This window comes from Leifsonia lichenia (genome assembly GCF_054780215.1).
The window spans coordinates 685,878-702,899 of the sequence record NZ_BAAGWT010000001.1; the positions used below are offsets into that span (position 1 = coordinate 685,878).

Genomic DNA, 17,022 nt, shown 5'->3' on the forward strand with positions numbered 1-17,022 from the left:
CCACATCCCGGGCATGTCGCGACAGTTACCGGCATCTCGCGCGACGAGCGCACTGCTAGACCACGTTGGGCAGCGGGGCGGCGTCGGGGTACGCCGCGGGCTCGCGCAGCGCGCCGGGCCAGGCGCGCGACAGCGCCGCGAACGCACGCGCCGTCTCCTCCTCCGAGTACGTGATCGGGATGCGCAGGAAACGCTCGAAAGCGCCATCCAGCCCGAATCGCGGACCGGCAGCGATCAGCAGCCCCTGGCTGCGCGCGCCCAGTGTGAGCGCAGAGCTGACCGGCGCCCCGATCCCGATCCAGGCGGCGAGACCGCCGTGCATCCTGGGCACACTCCACTCCGGGAACGTCTCCTCCGCCATCCGCAGCACCCGCTCGCGCCCGGCCGCGAGCTGCGCGCGCCGGTCTTCGAGGATCTCGTCCATCTGCGGCAGCATCCGCGCCACCACCAGCTGTTCGAGCAGCGGCGTGCCGAGGTCCGTGGCCGGTTTCGCCGCCGTCAGCTTCTGGATCAGCGGACGCTCCGCCCTGATCCAGCCGATGCGCAGGCCGCCCCACAGACTCTTGCTCGCCGACCCGATCAGCAGCACAGGCGCATCCCCGGCCCCGCGGGCGCCGTACACCGGCAGCGGCAGGTGTTCGCCGAGCCGGTCGATGTCGAGGTCGGCCGTCGTCTCGTCTCCGACCACGATGGTGCCCTGCGCTGCCGTCGCCGCCAGCACGCGCTCGCGCGTGGACGGGGACATGGATGCGCCGGTCGGGTTCTGGAAGTCGGGGATCAGGTAGGCCAGGGCCGGGTTCGCGCGCCGCAGCGTCTGCTCGAGCGCGCCGATATCCCAGCCGTCGTCCTCCGCGCCGACGGGATGCGGTGCGTCTGCGCCCGGCACCGTGACCGTCACCGGAACCAGCCGCGCCCCGGCGAGCCGCAGCGACTCGGTGGCGTGCGGGTATGTCGGCATCTCGATCATCGCGCGGTCGCCCCGGCCGAGGAACGTGCGGGCGATGAGCGCGATGGCCTGCTGCGCGCCCACGGTGACGAGCACCTGGTCCGGGTCGGTGGGGAGGCCGCGCCTGCGGTAGCGCTCGGCGATGGCCTCGCGCAGGTGCGGCAGGCCGACCGCGTCGTAGCCCGAGTGCGGGAGGAAGTGCGGCAGCTCCTCCGCGGCGGCGCGGGCCGCGGCCGGGAGCGAGGCCGCCGCGGGCAGCGCCGCCTTCGTGAAGTCGAGCATCCCGTCGCCGCCAGGGATCGGGGCCGTGACGAGCACCGGGCCGGGGAGGCGGGCGACGCTGCCCGACCCGCGCACGCTGTCGAGGTATCCGGCGTCGCGCAGACCGCGGTATGCCGCGGTCACGGTGGTGCGACTGAGTTCGAGCCGCGCTGCCAGATCCCGTTCGGCTGGCAGGCGCGTGTCGATCGGGATGCGTCCGTCGAGCACCAGCAACCGGATGCGGTCGGCGAGCGCCTGGTAGTGGGCGCCTCCTCCTCGCCACTCCCCGAGGAGCGATTCGAGCGAGCGGGCAGTGAGTTGCGCATCCGGCATAAGGCCACCTTAAGCGAATTGGACTCTTGATAAAAGGCCAATCAGGAAATTGGATAGGAGCGTGACCAGCCGCCTCCTCCTCACCCGACGCCTCGCGCAACTCCTCCTCGGGCTGTTCCTCTACGGAATCGCCATCGCGATGATGGTGCGCGCCGGCATCGGAGTGTCGCCGTGGGACGTGCTCGCTCAGGGCGTGTCGATCAAGACGGGCCTGCTGTTCGGGCTGGTCACCAATCTCGTGGGCGTCGTGGTGCTGCTGTTCTGGATCCCGCTGCGTCAGCGCCCAGGGCTCGGCACCGTGCTGAACGTGCTGCTCGTCGGGCCGAGCGCGCAGGTGGGCCTCACGATCATCCCGCAGCAGACGGAGCTGTGGGCGCAGGTGCTGCTGTTCGTCGGCGGCCTTCTGCTCCTGGCGGTCGCGACCGGCCTCTACATCGGGCCGAGACTCGGCCCCGGCCCGCGCGACGGCCTGATGACGGGCCTGCACGCCCGCACCGGCTGGCCGATCTGGGCGGTGCGCACGGGCATCGAGGTGACCGTGCTCGTGATCGGCTGGTTCCTCGGCGGCAACGTCGGCATCGGAACACTGGCGTTCGCCCTGCTCGTCGGCCCGCTCTGCAGCATCACCCTCCCCTTCTTCGCGATCCGCCTGCCGCAGGACGCTGCAACGACTGCGGCGGCGCTGGAAAGCGAGCTCGAAGGCACGGCCGAGCAGTCGGCCGGCCTCGAGGAGCAGGATGCCGCCACGTTCGACGTGCGCGACGGCATCCTGCTCGAAACCGACGCGGCCACCCGGATGCGCGACCACCGCGCATCCAGCGGCAACCTCATCGGCGCGGTGCAGCCCGACAGGGAGCCGTCAGCACGGTCGCCGCGATCGCCCCGCCCGGCCCAGGCGGTCGCCGCCTACTGGCTCGACGACCGGCTCACCGCGCGCGTCCGCCGCCCGCGCCGCGCCTGAGCCGCCGCGCCGACCACCGCCCGCCCGCCCGCAGCCATCGAGCCCAGGGTTTGTCACGCTAAATCGCGTGGATAAGGTGAAAAACCCTGGGCTCGATAGCCTCGGGACGGTGGCGCGGGGGACGGGGCGCGCGGGACGGGGCGCGCAGGTCAGAGGCGCGCCGCGTACGCGCGGAGCGCGTCGCGGACGAACGTGGCGCCCGCCTCACCTCCGTAGTTCGCCGCGAAGCGCGGGTCGGCGACGTACATGTCGCCGAGGCCCGTCAGGTAGGCGGCCGTCGGGCCGGTCGCGTCGCTGCCGGGGGTCCCCGGGATCGCGCCGAGCCAGTCGTAGTGCCGCTGGGCGAGCGCCTGCGCCTCCGCGCTCTCCGGGTCGACGCCGCGGGCCGCCGCATCGGTCCAGTCGGCCGCGAGCTGCTTCTGCCGTCGCTGCCAGTCCGCACGCTCGGTGGGGGTCTTGCTCCGCCACCACGCGTCCGACCGCGCGTACGCCTCCTTGCCCCAGCGCTCCTCCACTTCGTCCTTGTACTGCGTGTGGTCGAAACCGTCGAGCATGTCTTCCGCCATGATCTCTTCTCCTTGTCTCATCGCCTGGATGGTCGTCTCGACCGACGCGATCTGTCGCGCCAGCCGTTCCCGCTCGTCGCGCAACCACGTGAGGTGGCCTTCGAGGGCGGGGACCGCATCCACCTGGCTCGTGAGGACGTCGGCGATGGCCGGGAGGCCGAGACCGAGATCGCGGAGCAGCAGGATGCGCTGCAACCGCACGAGGGAGTCCCTGTCGTAGTACCGGTAGCCGTTGCCGCCGATCCTGCTGGGCGGGAGGAGGCCGATGTCGTCGTAGTGGCGCAGCGTCCTGCTGGTCGTTCCGGCCAGCCGCGCGATGTCTTGGATGGACCAGTCCATCGTCGTCTCTCCTCTCTCGTGGGGTGCGAAACCCACGGTAGAGGTTGACGTTACGTCAAGGTCAAGCGGCGATCAACGCTTAGCGCGCGCTGGGACCTTCTTGGTCTCGGAGACCGGAGCGGACGCGGGGGGCGCGGGCTGCTCCGGCGCACCCGATCCCTTCGCCTGGACCGGCGACTGGCCTGCAGAGGCCGGCGTCCCGTGGCCGCGGGTGTGCCCGTGCTGCTTCGACGCCGGTTCGAGCGGACGGCGCGCGACGGGCCGCATGGGCTCTCCGCGGCGATCCTGGCCGGGAAGCGGGCGGGAACGGCGACCGTAGATGAGCGACGACGAGTCGAGCAGCCACGGCACCAGCGCGACGGTCACGCCGTGACACAGCATCAACTGCTGGCGGATGCGCCGTGCCCGGTGGTTGTGCAGCAGCGACTCCCACCAGTGGCCGACGATGTACTGCGGCAGGTACACGGTGACGACCTCGGAGCCGTGCTCCTCACGTCTGTGCTTGAGGTACTTGATCAACGGGTGGCCGAACTCGCGGTACGGCGACTCGATGATGGTGAGCGGCACGTGGATGTTCTGCTGGATCCACTGCTGCTGCAGCTTCTCCGTGGACTCCTCGTCGACCGCGACGTGCACGGCCTCGATCGAGTCGTGCCGCGCGGCGATGGCGTAGTCGAGTGCCTTCAGCGCCGGTTTCTGCATCTTGCCGACCAGCACGATCGCGTGGTCTCCTCGGCTGCCGAACGTGGTGACGGGGTCGACCTCGATCTCCTTCTCCACATCCCGGTAGTAGCGGTTCACGCCGAGCATGAGCAGCCACAGGATGGGCATGAAGATGAAGACCAGGTACGCGCCGTGGGTGAACTTCGTGATCGTGACCACGATGAGCACGACAGCGGTGAGGAATGCGCCAAACGCGTTGATGCACAGGCTGCGGACGATGCTCGACCGCTCGCTCGGCGCGACGGTGCCGGACCGCAGCAGCGTGATCCAGTGCTTGACCATCCCGGACTGGCCGAGCGTGAACGACACGAACACGCCGATGATGTAGAGCTGGATGAGCTGAGTCAGGTTGGCCTGATAGACGAGCAGCAGGGCGGTGGCGGCCAGCGCCAGCAGGATCATGCCGTTCGAGTAGACGAGGCGGTCGCCGCGGGTGTTGAGCGACTTGGGAGCGTACGAGTCGCGGGCCAGGACGGAGCCGAGCAGCGGGAAACCGTTGAACGCGGTGTTTGCCGCGAGCAGCAGGACCACCGCCGTCGCCGCCTGCACGATGAAGAACAGGATGGTGTTGTTGCCGAACGTCGCCGCAGCGATCTGCGCGATGAGGCTGCGCTGCGGCTCGGTGGCGCACTGCGCCCAGCCCTGGAGGTCGCAGGGGTTCTCCGCGTAGTGCACGCCGCTGATCAGCGCGACGGTGGTCAGGCCGGCGAACAGGACGATCGCGATGCCGCCCATCAGCGCGAGGGTTTTGCGGGCGTTCTTGATCTTGGGGGTGCGGAAGGCGGGGACACCATTGGCCACGGCTTCCACACCGGTCAGGGCGGAGCATCCACTGGAGAAGGCACGCAAAAGCAGGAGCACCATCGCGGCCTGGGTGAGGCTGCTGGCGTGCACCTGGAAGTCGGCGGACTCGGCGATGGGGGCGTCGCCCAACGCCGTGCGGACCAGCGCGGTCACGATCATCACGAAGATGCTGCCGATGAAGAGGTACGTCGGGATGGCGAACGCCTTGCTCGACTCCCGGACGCCGCGGAGGTTCACGGCGGCGATGATGACGACGAACAGCACGGCGAGCTCCACCCGCCAGTTCGACAGGAACGGCAGCGCGGAGATGATGTTGTCGACACCGGATGCGACGGACACGGCCACGGTGAGCACGTAGTCGACGAGCAGCGCAGAGGCGACGACGAGGCCGGCCTTCTCGCCGAGGTTCTTGTGAGCGACCTCGTAGTCGCCGCCGCCGGACGGGTACGCCTTGACGAGCTGACGGTAGCTGAGGACCACGGTGATGAGGAGCACCACGACGGCCGCGGCGACCCACGGAGCGAAGCTCAGGAACGCGAGTCCGCCGATGAGCAGGATCATCAGGAGTTCCTGCGGGGCGTACGCGACACTCGACAGTGCGTCGGAGGCGAAGATGGGTAGGGCGAGGTGCTTCGGGAGTAGCTGTCCTTCGAGCTTTTCGCTCGGAAGCGGGTCGCCGATCAACCACCGCTTCGGGGATCTCCCCTCATTTGTCACGAGGGTCGAGAATACTCGCTGCGAAACCACTGTCAAGTCGGCGCGTCGCGGCCCGCGGAGTATGCGGATCTGCAAAGGATGGACCTTGTCTTCACGGCGTCCCGAAATGTATTCAAAACCCGCGGAAACACGCCGGAAATACGGAAGGCGCGCCCGCACCTGAGTGTCGGACGCGCTTTCGCTGTGTGTGGCTGTGCAGGATGCGCGGGCGGCGTGTCGTCGAAGGCTCTCAGCCGCCGCTCAGCCGCGACGCGCATCCCCCGGTTCGCCTTTCTTCCGGCGGTGGCGCACTCTCCTCAATGGCGGGAGAACGCCTCCAAGACCGACGCACGCACCCTGGCGAGCTCGGATCTGAGCTGCGGGACGACCCCGTCCGGGAGCACGCCGCGCGCGGCCTGCGACCGGAAGTCGGTGCGGAGCTGCTGACGGAAATCGTTCAGCACCGCTTCAGCCTCGCGGGCTGCGGCGTTCGCCGCCTGCCGTGCATCCCGGCCGGCGTCGCGCGCATCCCTGGCGGTGTCTCTGATGTCGCGCACGTCCACACGCGGGCTGCGGCTGGCCTCGCGGGCGGCGGAGGCGAGGTCGGCGCGCAGCGAGCGCATCGCGTCGTTGACCCCCGCCCTGACCTCGTCGGCGAGACGACGGACGGAGTCGGTGACCTCGTCCTCGATGGCGTCGAGCTCGTGCTCCCGCTCGGCGAGTTCGGCTCGTCCGGCGTCGGTGATCGCGTACACGGTCTTCCTGCCGTCGACCGCTTTGGTCACCAGACCCTCCTCCTCGAGCTTCGCGAGCCGCGGGTAGATGGTGCCGGCGCTGGGGCTGTACGTGCCGCCGAACCGGTCGCTGAGCGCCTGGATGAGCTCGTAGCCGTGCTTGGGCGACTCGGCGAGGAGGCTCAGCAGGTAGAGGCGCAGACTCCCGTGCGCGAAGACGGGGCTCACGCCGAGGCTCCGTCCTGGCCGGAGGGAGCGGAGGCCGCACCCGACGGCGCGCTGCGGAGGACGTAGACGTTGCCGGACACGGAGTTGGCGTTGACGTCGACCCAGGTGCCGTCGAGCGAGCCTTCGGTCCCCTGGTACGTCTTGCCCGGCATACCGTGGATGATGGTGTTGTCGAGCTGGACCTTGCCGGAGACGGTGTTCACCCGGTAGCGGGCGCCGAGGGCCTCCGGGATGCGGATGGTCAGGTCGCCGGAGACCGAGTTGGTCGAGATCGCGTCCGGCGTGCCGACGATGTCGAGCATCGTGTTGCCCGAGACGCTGTCGACCGTGAACTTCGGGATGGACCCGGATGCGGTCACGTCGCCGGACACGGTGTGCGCGAAGATGCGGCCGGTGTGGTCGCGGGCGGAGAGCTCGCCGCTGACGCTGTTGAGTTCGATGTCGCCGGTGAGTCCGTCGACGACCAGGTCGCCGGAGACCGTGCTGAGCTTGGCGTCGGTGCGGAGACCGGCGACGAGCGCGGTGGCGGAGATGACGCCGAGCTTCAGGGCGACGTCGCGCGGGACGAGGACGCTGACCTCGGCCTTCGCGTTGGACCGCATCGACTTGAAGACCTCGATGAAGTTGTCCCAGCGAAGCTGCGGGTGGTCGATCTCGAGGCGGTCGCCGTCGAGCGTGATCTTGAGGTCGCGGCCGGAGACCGAGTGGACTTCGACCCGCGCGCCCTGCTCGTCGTGCCCGATGATGTCGACCTGTCCTGCGATGAATCCGGCTTTCAGCGTGCGGACGAGCTCGATGTCGATGGTCTTACTCTCGCCCGGCTGGATCAGCCACTTGTCCTGCGTCATGGTGCGTGCTCCTGTGTTCGTTCCGGGCTGTGGATGCGGCCCGTGTTCTCTGGTGCCGCGCGGTGGCGGGCCCTCGGTGATCGCGATATATCGCGTTGTTGACAAGGTCACGATATATCGCGTTTGCGAGAGATGCAAGGGGTAGGACGAAAAGGGGTGCGGATTCAGGGTCTGGTCAGGGGAGACCCTGAGGGCCGGGTTGGCTGGGGCAGGTTGGGTCGGACTGGACTTGGCTGCGCTGCATCGGGGTGGGCTGGGTTGGGCTGCACTGGACCGGACTTGGCTGCGCTGGGCTGGGCTGGGCAGGAAACCTCCTTCGCCACGCCGCCGCGATCTCCGTCCCGCAGGAGAATCCGCGCAACATCGCCGCCACCTCCGTCCCGCAGGAGAATTCAGCACGCACTCGCGACTTCCGCTCCGCAGGAGAAGTCCGCAGGAGAAGGGGCGTGGAAACCCTTCGAACTCCGTTCGGAAGGAGAAGCAGGCGGCGTGTCGGCCAAAGGCTCCGACGACGACCGGGGCGCCCACGCGCATCCAGTCGGCTGCGACGGAGCGGCGGCCCCGCCACCCGGCGGTCAGCGGCGGCGCGGGCGCTGCAGCCAGGGGTGCAGGAGGCGCGTGACGAACGGGAGCAGGAGGTACGTCATCGTCGGGGTGAGGCAGAGCGTCGTGATCAGCACGGTCGCCGGGAGCCAGAGCTGGTGCCAGAACGGGATGAACGTGGTGACCAGGAAGGTGAACAGCAGCGACAGCGGGAAGAAGCCGAGCCAGATCGTCACCGCCTGCTTCCAGCGCGGTGGTGCGACGGGGATGGGGCGGGCGCCCGCATCCATCGGGTCGCGGTCGGCGTCCTGCGGCTGATCGAACCAGCCCTCGATGCCCGTGCGTCGCTCGACCCTGGCGAGTTCGACCAGTTCTCTGCCCTCGAACAGCCACGCGGCGCGGTCCTCCGAGCCTTCCCAGGCGTCGAGGGCGGCGTCGTCAGCGAAGCGGTAGAGCATGTGCCACTCGTCGGAGTCGTGTCCTGCGCGCACCCACCCTGAGCCGAGGAAGCCCTCGTACGTGTTGGCGAGGTTGACGCCGGACTGCACCCAGCGGGTCACGTCCGGCAGGCGGGTGCTGTCGACGCGGCGGGTGATCGAGACGGTGACGGGGAGGCGACGCGCTTGTGGCGCATCCAGCAGAGACTCTTGTGGAGGCATACCTCCAGTTTCGCCGACAGAGCGTTACAAACGCATTTCAGGATGCTGCGATGCCGCCGCGCGCAGCATGACACCGCGGTCAGCGCGACACCGCGGTCAGCGCGACACCGCCGCCAGCACGACACCGCCACCAGCACGACACCGCCACCAGCACGACACCGCCACCAGCACGACACCGCCGCCAGCACGACACCGCCACCAGCACGACACCGCCACCAGCACGACACTGCCGTCAGCGCGCCGCCGCGATCACCGTCGGACCGTCGCGCACCACCAGGTGCGGTGCGACCAGCCGGTGCATCGGATCCGCCGTCGCCGACCCTGGATGCACGCGGCCGCCGTGCGTGCCCGTCAGCAGGTCGAGCACCCCGGCCGCGACCTCGTCGAGCGGCTGCTCGACGCTGGAGAAGCCGAGGGATGCGGCGACCGGCGTGTTGTCGTAGCCGACCACCGGGATGCGGCCCGCCGTCGCCATCAGCGCGCCGAGGGCGAGCGAGTCGCTGGCACAGACCACCGCATCCACCCTGCCGGCGGAGTTTTCGAGCCGACGCATGGCGTCCGCGCCGAAGGTGACGCCGTCTTCCGCGTCCGCTTCGAGGGATGCGATCTCGTCGTCGGTGAGGCCGCTGCCGTCTCGCATGGCCTCCAGCCAGCCGCGCCGGCGGTCGTCGCCCGTGCCGGATCCGGTCGGCCAGCCGACGTATCCGATGCGGCGCGCACCCGTGCCGAGCAGGTAGCGGGTGGCGTCGCGGAGGCCGGACGAACCGTCGACGTCGACCCAGAGGTGCTGCGGGTCCGTCATGTCGTCGATGCCCCACGGCCGCCCGAACGTGACGAACGACTGCCCGTGCTCGATCAGCCACTCGGTGCGCGGGTCGCGGTGGAACGTGGAGGTGAGCACGAACGCGTCCACGTCCGCACCGTCGCTGAGACGGCGGAACTGCTCGATCTCGTCCTCCGGGCCTGAGGCTGTGAAGAGGAGGACGCGCAGGTTCATCCGGTCGGCCTGCTCGGTGAGGGCGTGCAGGAAGCGATCCAGGATGCTGCCTGAGATGCCGTCTGTGGTGATCGGGTCGAGGCGGATGCCGATGGTGGAGCTCTTCTGGGTGCGCAGCCGCCTGGCGGAGGCGTGGGGGCGGTAGCCGAGCTCGGTGATCGCCGCCTGCACGCGCTCCCTGGTCTCCGGGCGCACGAGCTGCGGGGAGTTGAGGACGTTGGAGACGGTCTGGCGCGAGACGCCCGCGACGTCTGCGACGTCGCTGACCGTGGGCTGTGCACCCATGCCTCTCCTCTCCGTCGACTGGATAAGACCCTAGCGCGGGGCCCGCTTGACACGTTGCGGGGCCCGTGGTTATCTTGGCAGCACCCCGATTTGATCGTTCAAAACCCAATCTAGCAGGATGCGATTTGAACGATCAAACCCGCCGTACCGACCAGAGGAGGTCCGATGCCAGCGCCGATCGCGCCGCGTCCCTCCCGTCCGGCACGCGCGCTGCGCGCACCCGCTCCCGCTCGTGCCCTCGCTCCCGCTCCCGCTCCCGCTCCCGCTCCCGCTCCCGCTCCCGCTCCTGATCGTGCCCTCGCACTCACGCACGACTCGTGCGAACCATGCGGTGCAGCACCCGCGCACCGCACCTTCCGCATGAGCGCACGCCGCACCTTCCGCACGAGCGGCCGCCGCGCCGCCGCGCACGACTCGTGCGAACCATGCGGTGCGGCACCCGCGCACCGCACCTTCCACACGAGCGCTCGAACCACCCCCACGCACGACTCGTGCGAAGCACGCGGTGCGGCACCCACGCACCGCACCTTTCGCACGAGCGCGCACCGCACCTTCCGCACGAGCGCACGCCTCACCTTCCGCACGAGCGGCCGCCGCGCCGCCGCGCACGACTCGTGCGAAACACGCGGTGCGGCACCCGCGCACCGCACCGTTCGCACGAGCGCACGCCGCACGAACCGTGCAGCCGCACCGCGCGCACCGCGCGCACCACGCGCCACGACTTCGACGACGTAACCCCTGTGTGTCCGATGACGGGCACACTCACACCAAGGAGAAAACAATGCAACGACCAACACACCGGTGGCTCGCCGGCGGCGCTGTCGCCGTCGCGACCGCCCTCGCCCTCACCGCCTGCGGGTCCGGCTTCGGCGGCAGCGGGAGCAGCGACGCCGCTTCCGGCAAGCTCACGTCGTCCGACAAGGCCCTGACCGTCATGATCGGCTCGTCCGGCGACGCCGAGACCGCAGCGGTCAAGTCGGCCGTCTCCGACTGGTCGAAGTCCGACGGCACCAAGGCGTCGGTCATCGCGGCCAGCGACCTCAACCAGCAGCTCTCGCAGGGCTTCGCGGCGAAGAAGCCCGCTGATGTCTTCTACCTGTCGACGGATGCGCTGGCCGGGTACGCCTCCAACGGCTCGCTCCTCGCATACGGCGACCAGCTCTCCAACAAGAGCGACTTCTACCCGAGCCTGGTCAAGTCCTTCACCTACGACGGCAAGTTCTACTGCGCGCCGAAGGACTTCTCCACGCTGCAGCTCATCATCAACACGGACATGTGGTCGGCGGCCGGCCTCACCGACAGCGACATCCCCAAGACGTGGGATCAGCTCCAGGCCGTGTCGAAGAAGCTCACCGGCGCCGGCCACGTCGGCCTCGGCATCTCCGGAGAGTACGCACGCATCGGGTCGTTCATGACCCAGGCGGGCGGCAACCTGATGAACGACGACAGCACCAAGGCGACCGCGAACAGCGACGCGAACGTCAAGGCGCTCGACTACGTGAAGACGCTCCTCAACGACGGCGACCTCAAGTACGCGAAGGATCTCGGCGCAGGCTGGGGCGGTGAGGCGTTCGGCAAGGGCCTCGCCGCGATGACCATCGAGGGCAACTGGATCACCGGCGCCCTCACGTCCGACTTCCCGAACGTGAAGTACAAGGTCGTGGAGCTCCCCGAGGGCCCGGCCGGCAAGGGCACGCTGCAGTTCACCAACTGCTGGGGCATCGCCGCAGACAGCCCCAACCAGGCCGCCGCGCTGAAGCTCGTCGAGAAGCTGACCAGCAAGGACGACCAGCTCGCCTTCTCCAAGGCCTTCGGCCCGATGCCGTCGATCAAGTCGGCCGCCGACGACTGGAAGTCGGCCAACCCCGACCTCGTCCCGTTCCTGACCGCAGCCGACTACGCCAAGGGCGTTCCGACCGCCAAGGGCTCCGCCGACGTCGTCACCGACCTCAACAGCAAGCTGGAATCGCTGGCGACGGGTGACCCGAAGACGATCCTGGATGCGACGCAGAAGAACCTCGAAGCGCTCCTGAAGTAGCGGGAGAGCACAGAACAATGTCGAAAACCACGAGTCGGTCTCGCCGTTCCGGAATCCGGCGCGGCGAGGCCGCCTCGGGGTGGTTGTTCACCGCCCCGGTCATCATCCTCCTGGGAGTCTTCCTCGTCGTCCCCGTGCTCATGGCACTGTGGGTGAGCTTCTCCGACTGGGGAGGCCGCGGCAGCCCCTTCTCCTCCGGCGTGAACTTCGTCGGCTTCGACAACTACACGGCGATCCTCTCCGGGGGCGGCCTGGCCGAGCAGGACTTCGGCATGGCCCTCAAGAACAACGCTTGGTATGTGATCCTCGTCGTCCCGATCCAGACCGCCGTCGCCCTCGGGCTGGCCGTGCTCGTCAACCGGGCGATCCTCCGCGGACGCGGCTTCTTCCGCACCGCCTTCTACTTCCCCTCGGTGACGAGCTCCGTGGCGATCACGGTGCTCTGGCTGTTCCTGTTCAGCACCAGCGGCGCCGTCAACAAGGTGCTCTCCTGGTTCGGGATCAACGGACCCAACTGGTTCAACGACCCCAACGGCATCGTCCACAACTTCCTCGGCCTGTTCGGCGTGAAGAACGGCCCGAGCGCTCTCACCCAGAACACGCTGCTCGGCGTCTCCTGGTGGGACTGGCTCGGCGGGCCGTCCGTCGCCATGACCGCGTTCGTGATCATGGCCGTCTTCACCACGAGCGGCACGTTCATGCTGCTCTTCATCGCCGCCCTGCAGAACCTCGGCGGCGACATCACCGAGGCCGCGATGATGGACGGCGCGAACGGCTGGCAGCGCTTCTGGCGCATCACCCTGCCGCAGCTCCGCCCGACGCTGTTCACCGTGCTGACGCTCGGACTGATCGGCTGCTGGCAGGTCTTCGACGCCATCTACACCGGCACGCGAGGCGCTCCGGGCAAGACGACCCTGACCCCTGCCTACCTCTCGTACAAGAGCTCGTTCATCGATCAGGACTGGGGGCAGGGCGCCGCCATCGCGTTCATCCTGTTCGTCATCATCGTGCTTTTCACGATCTTCCAGCGCTGGGTGCTGCGTGAGCGCGGCGTCTCCAAGCGCCGGATGCGCCTGTACCAGCCCTCCGTCGCCGCGGCGGAAGCAGCGCGCACGGACAGCTCAGCGCCCACCGACAGCTCTGCGCCCACCAACAGCTCAGCGCCCACCGACAACGCCGACAGCAAGGGAGCCCTCCGATGACCATCGGCCCCGCCGCCTCCCAGACGGCGAACACCATCGCGGTCGGCTCGCTCGCGGACGCGAAGCCTCCCGTCGACCCGCGCCGCCCGCGGTCGACCGGCGTCGTCGTCGCGTCGTCGATCACGTACGCGATCCTCGTCGTGCTCGCGATCATCTACATCGCCCCGTTCCTCATCCAGCTCGCCACCTCGTTCAAGACGGATGCGGACGCCACCGCCAACCCGGTGTCGCTGATCCCGGAGACCTGGACGACCGCGGCGTACACCAAGCTGTTCATCAACTCCGACTTCCCCACCTGGTTCAAGAACTCGATCATCGTGACGCTGTTCGTCACGGCGGGACGCGTGTTCTTCAACTCGCTCGCGGGCTACGCCCTCGCCCGCCTGCACTTCCGGGGCCGCGGCGTGGTGTTCGCCTCGCTGGTCGCTGTGATGAGCGTTCCGGTCGTCGTGCTGCTCATCCCGAAGTTCCTCGTGATCAACCAGCTCGGCATCTACGACTCGTACGCCGGCATGATCGTCCCGCTGCTGACGGATGCGGCAGGGGTCTTCATCATGAAGAACTTCTTCGAGTCCATCCCGGCGAGCGTCGAGGAGCAAGCACGCATCGACGGCGCAGGCACCTTCCGGGTGTTCTGGTCGATCGTGCTTCCGATGGCGCGTCCCGCGCTCATCACGATCATCATCCTGTCGTTCCAGGGTTCGTGGAACGAGCTTGCGCACTTCATCGTCTCGACGCAGGACCCGTCGCTCACCACCCTCACGAAGGGTGTCGCCGGGCTGGCGAGCGGGCAGCTCAGCCAGGGGAGCCAGTACCCCATCAAGCTCGCGGCTGCGGCCATCATGACCATCCCGGTCGCCGTGCTGTTCTTCGTCTTCCAGCGGCGCATCATGAACAGCAGCGAAGGGGCGGTGAAGGAGTGACCGCCGCCGAACCGACCATCGTCGCGACCTGCGGCGGCCTCACCCCTGGCGCCTGGACGGACGCCGCATACGGCCCCCTGATCGAGCACGCGATCCAGCTCGCACGCGTCTCGGGCCGACGGCCGAGGGTCACCCACGTCAACACCGCAGGCGGCGACCAGCGGCAGATCGAGGGGACGGAGCTCGAGGCAGCGCGCCTCGCCGGGGTCGACGCCAGCCATCTGCGCCTGTTCCCGCACCCGAACGTCGAGGACGTGCGCGCCCACATCCTCTCCCAGGACGTGGTGTGGGTGAGCGGCGGCAGCCTCGTCAACCTTCTCGCCGTCTGGCGCGCCCACGGGCTGGATGCGGTCTTCCGCGAGGCCTGGCAGGCGGGCGTCGTTCTCGCAGGGGGCTCGGCCGGAGCGCTCTGCTGGCACAGCGGAGGCACGACGGCGTCGTTCGGCCCGCAGATCGACGCCGTGCCGGACGGTCTGGGCCTGCTCCCCGAGTCTCTCGGCGTCCACTACGACTCCGACCCGAACCGCAGGGTCGCCCACCGGGCGGCCGTCGCGGCGGGAACGCTTCCGGAGGGCTACGCCCTCGACGAGGGTGTCGGCATCGTCTACGCGGGCACCCGCGTCGTCGATGTGATCGCCGAACGCGCAGGGCAGTTCGCCTGGCGCGTCGAGCGCGACACCGAGAGCAGGATCGCGCCCCGCGTGCTCAGCACCAACACCAACACCAACACCAGCAGCAGCACCACAAACACCAGCAACCCCCACTCCGAGGAGGCGTGAACGCCACGATGACCCAGCCGCTCCAACCCCTAATGCACGACAGTGTCGTAGTACTCACCGCTCCGAGCCAGGCCTGGTCGACAGCGGACGGCACCGTCGATGGCCGGGGCATCCACGGCTTCTATCACTCGGATCTCCGGGTGCTCGGCGGCATCGGCCTCACCATCGACGGCGCTGAGCCCGAGCACATCGCGACCGGCTCGCCCGACGCAGCGACCGCCGTCTTCACCTCACTGGCCAGGACCATCGACGATCACACCGCAGACCCGCGCGTGCGCATCGACCGCGCCAGGCAGGTCGTCGCCGGTTCGCTGATCGAGACCATCACCGTGCGCAACGCCCTCGCCACGGCCGTCCACCCGACGGTCGAGGTCGCGCTGCGCGCCGATTTCAGCCCGATGCAGGTGGTGAAGGCCGGACTGAGCGGCAGCGAGCATCCCATCGCCGCCATCGCCACCTCCGACGGCGTGACGTTCACGTCCGGTGTCGTCACGGCGACGGTCGTCGCTCCCGCGGCCGAGCTGGCTGTGGACGACGCGTCCGCCGTCCTCTCCTGGTCGGCCGAGATCCCCGCGCGCAGCGCGGTCACCTTCACCTGGCGCATCGAGGTCGACGATCCGACCGCCGTGGTCGCCGGCGCAGAGCCGTCGCCGGACTGGGCGTCCTTCGCGGCGGCGACGGGAGACTCCCGCCTCGCCGCCTGGCTGCAGCGCGCCGTCGCCGACCTGCAGGCGCTCCGGATGTCCACAACGGACCGGCCGGAGGACGTCTTCCTCGCCGCCGGCGCCCCCTGGTTCTTCACCCTGTTCGGGCGCGATTCGATCTGGGCCGCCAGGATGCTGCTCCCGCTCGGCACCGACATCGCCGCATCCACCCTCCGCGTGCTCGCCGCTCTGCAGGGCACCCGGACCGTGAACGAGACGGCGGAGCAGCCGGGCAAGATCATGCACGAGCTGCGTCCCGCCGCGCTGACCATCCCCGGCGAGGGGGTCGTGCTCCCTCCGCTCTACTTCGGCACTGTGGATGCGACCGCCCTGTGGGTCACGCTGCTGCACGACGCGTGGAAGTGGGGCCTCCCGGCCAGCGAGGTCGAAGCCCTCATCCCCCACCTCGAGGCGGCGCTCGCGTGGATGCGCGACTATGGCGACAGCGACGGCGACGGCTTCCTCGAATACGTCGACACAACGGGTCACGGCCTCACCAACCAGGGCTGGAAGGACTCCGGGGACTCGATCCAGTGGATGGACGGCACCCTCGCCGACGGACCGATCGCGCTCTGCGAAGTGCAGGCGTACGCCTACGAGGCGGCGGTCGGCGGCGCCGACCTGCTGGAGGCCTTCGGGCGTCCGGGCGCTGAGGCGTGGCGCACCTGGGCCGCCGACCTGAAGGAGCGGTTCGCCGCGTCGTTCTGGATCGACGACCCGGCCGGGGCCTACCCGGCCATCGCGCTCGACTCCGCCAAGCGCAAGGTGGACACGGTGACGAGCAACATCGGGCACCTGCTCGGCACGGGCATCCTCACCCCCGAGCAGTCCGCGCTCGTCGCACGGCGCCTCGCCGGGCCGGAGCTGAACTCCGGCTACGGACTGCGCACGATGTCGTCGGCGTCCGGCGGATACTGGCCGCTCAGCTACCACGGCGGCTCGGTCTGGGCGCACGACACGGCCATCGTCGTCTCCGGGCTCGCCCGCGACGGCCACACCGCGGAGGCGGAGGCGCTGGCGGGCGGCCTGCTCGCGGCGGCGGAGGGCTTCGGCTACCGGATGCCCGAGCTGCACTCCGGGGATGCTGCGACGGACACGGCCACGCCCATCCCCTATCCAGCAGCGTGCCGCCCGCAGGCGTGGTCGGCGGCCGCGGCCGTCGCCGTGCTCGGCGCGCGCCTGGGACTGCGCGCGGACGCGCAGGCCGGCACGCTCGACGTCGCACCGGTTCCCGGTGTCGGCACCATGACGGTCTCCGGCCTCCGGTTCGCCGGTGAGCCGGTGGCCATCTCTGTCGACGACGCGGGAACCGTCACCACGAGCTGACCCGCCCCGCCACTCCCACCTCGCCCCCTCCCGCCTCTCCCCCTCCCGCATCCCCCTTCCGCCTCGCCCATCCCCCATCCCCTGTTGAGTGGTCCCGAATTGCCGTGCGCTCCCATCGCGCACGGCA

At 69.4% G+C, this 17,022-nt stretch carries 13 protein-coding genes; 6 read left to right on the forward strand and 7 right to left on the reverse strand.

All coding sequences use genetic code 11. The features are described from left to right. Nucleotides 1-55: 55 nt before the first annotated feature. Nucleotides 56-1,540 carry a MocR-like transcription factor YczR gene (gene yczR / locus ACYVGI_RS03205; protein WP_460631205.1) on the reverse strand — a complete coding sequence of 495 codons (1,485 nt, stop codon included), beginning with the start codon at nt 1,538-1,540 and terminating at the stop codon, nt 56-58. Between the two features lie 61 nt (nt 1,541-1,601). Here yczR and yczE point away from each other — a divergent pair, with 61 nt between their 5' ends. Further along, nucleotides 1,602-2,501 (forward strand): membrane protein YczE, encoded by a 900-nt coding sequence (gene yczE / locus ACYVGI_RS03210; RefSeq protein WP_460631206.1) that lies wholly within the window; start codon nt 1,602-1,604, stop codon nt 2,499-2,501. A 149-nt stretch (nt 2,502-2,650) separates the two neighbouring features. Here yczE and ACYVGI_RS03215 read toward each other — a convergent pair whose 3' ends face one another. From ACYVGI_RS03215 to ACYVGI_RS03240, 6 genes are all read right to left on the reverse strand, one after another. Further along, complete coding sequence (locus ACYVGI_RS03215; protein WP_460631207.1) at nt 2,651-3,406, reverse strand: MerR family transcriptional regulator; 756 nt, start codon at nt 3,404-3,406, stop codon at nt 2,651-2,653. 72 nt (nt 3,407-3,478) lie between these two features. Then, nucleotides 3,479-5,617: an APC family permease gene (locus ACYVGI_RS03220; protein WP_460631480.1), complete on the reverse strand. Its 2,139-nt coding sequence runs from the start codon at nt 5,615-5,617 to the stop codon at nt 3,479-3,481. Nucleotides 5,618-5,946: 329 nt separating this feature from the next. Further along, entirely contained in the window at nt 5,947-6,591 is a 645-nt protein-coding gene (locus ACYVGI_RS03225) for a PadR family transcriptional regulator (protein ID WP_460631208.1), read from the reverse strand. Further along, a complete protein-coding gene (locus ACYVGI_RS03230) occupies nt 6,588-7,439 on the reverse strand; it encodes a DUF4097 family beta strand repeat-containing protein (RefSeq protein ID WP_460631209.1) in 852 nt (283 codons plus the stop codon). The genes ACYVGI_RS03225 and ACYVGI_RS03230 overlap by 4 nt, the downstream gene beginning before the upstream one ends. 575 nt (nt 7,440-8,014) lie before the next feature. Then, nucleotides 8,015-8,641 (reverse strand): antibiotic biosynthesis monooxygenase, encoded by a 627-nt coding sequence (locus tag ACYVGI_RS03235; RefSeq protein WP_460631210.1) that lies wholly within the window; start codon nt 8,639-8,641, stop codon nt 8,015-8,017. 232 nt (nt 8,642-8,873) lie between these two features. Continuing rightward, nucleotides 8,874-9,923 carry a LacI family DNA-binding transcriptional regulator gene (locus ACYVGI_RS03240; RefSeq protein ID WP_460631211.1) on the reverse strand — a complete coding sequence of 350 codons (1,050 nt, stop codon included), beginning with the start codon at nt 9,921-9,923 and terminating at the stop codon, nt 8,874-8,876. Between the two features lie 781 nt (nt 9,924-10,704). Between ACYVGI_RS03240 and ACYVGI_RS03245 the strand changes: the two genes are divergently transcribed. Genes ACYVGI_RS03245 through ACYVGI_RS03265 form a run of 5 tightly spaced genes read left to right on the forward strand, consistent with a single transcriptional unit; the run spans nt 10,705 to nt 16,895 of the window. Then, a complete protein-coding gene (locus ACYVGI_RS03245) occupies nt 10,705-11,961 on the forward strand; it encodes a sugar ABC transporter substrate-binding protein (RefSeq protein ID WP_460631212.1) in 1,257 nt (418 codons plus the stop codon). A gap of 17 nt (nt 11,962-11,978) precedes the next feature. Further along, complete coding sequence (locus ACYVGI_RS03250; RefSeq protein ID WP_460631213.1) at nt 11,979-13,163, forward strand: carbohydrate ABC transporter permease; 1,185 nt, start codon at nt 11,979-11,981, stop codon at nt 13,161-13,163. Then, entirely contained in the window at nt 13,160-14,086 is a 927-nt protein-coding gene (locus tag ACYVGI_RS03255; RefSeq protein ID WP_460631214.1) for a carbohydrate ABC transporter permease, read from the forward strand. Before ACYVGI_RS03250 ends, ACYVGI_RS03255 begins: the two co-directional genes overlap by 4 nt. Continuing rightward, nucleotides 14,083-14,865 carry a Type 1 glutamine amidotransferase-like domain-containing protein gene (locus ACYVGI_RS03260; RefSeq protein WP_460631215.1) on the forward strand — a complete coding sequence of 261 codons (783 nt, stop codon included), beginning with the start codon at nt 14,083-14,085 and terminating at the stop codon, nt 14,863-14,865. The genes ACYVGI_RS03255 and ACYVGI_RS03260 overlap by 4 nt, the downstream gene beginning before the upstream one ends. Before the next feature lie 32 nt (nt 14,866-14,897). Then, nucleotides 14,898-16,895, forward strand: coding sequence for a glycogen debranching N-terminal domain-containing protein (locus ACYVGI_RS03265; protein WP_460631216.1), 1,998 nt, complete (start codon nt 14,898-14,900; stop codon nt 16,893-16,895). The last annotated feature ends 127 nt before the right edge of the window (nt 16,896-17,022 follow it).

Excerpts from the sequence above, each read along its gene's own strand:
- ACYVGI_RS03240 (WP_460631211.1), bottom strand. The coding sequence starts at position 9,923 with ATGGGTGCACAGCCCACGGTCAGCGACGTCGCAGACGTCGCGGGCGTC.
- yczR (WP_460631205.1), bottom strand. The coding sequence starts at position 1,540 with ATGCCGGATGCGCAACTCACTGCCCGCTCGCTCGAATCGCTCCTCGGG.
- ACYVGI_RS03255 (WP_460631214.1), top strand. The coding sequence starts at position 13,160 with ATGACCATCGGCCCCGCCGCCTCCCAGACGGCGAACACCATCGCGGTC.
- ACYVGI_RS03230 (WP_460631209.1), bottom strand. The coding sequence starts at position 7,439 with ATGACGCAGGACAAGTGGCTGATCCAGCCGGGCGAGAGTAAGACCATC.
- ACYVGI_RS03250 (WP_460631213.1), top strand. The coding sequence starts at position 11,979 with ATGTCGAAAACCACGAGTCGGTCTCGCCGTTCCGGAATCCGGCGCGGC.
- ACYVGI_RS03245 (WP_460631212.1), top strand. The coding sequence starts at position 10,705 with ATGCAACGACCAACACACCGGTGGCTCGCCGGCGGCGCTGTCGCCGTC.
- ACYVGI_RS03265 (WP_460631216.1), top strand. The coding sequence starts at position 14,898 with ATGCACGACAGTGTCGTAGTACTCACCGCTCCGAGCCAGGCCTGGTCG.
- ACYVGI_RS03235 (WP_460631210.1), bottom strand. The coding sequence starts at position 8,641 with ATGCCTCCACAAGAGTCTCTGCTGGATGCGCCACAAGCGCGTCGCCTC.
- ACYVGI_RS03215 (WP_460631207.1), bottom strand. The coding sequence starts at position 3,406 with ATGGACTGGTCCATCCAAGACATCGCGCGGCTGGCCGGAACGACCAGC.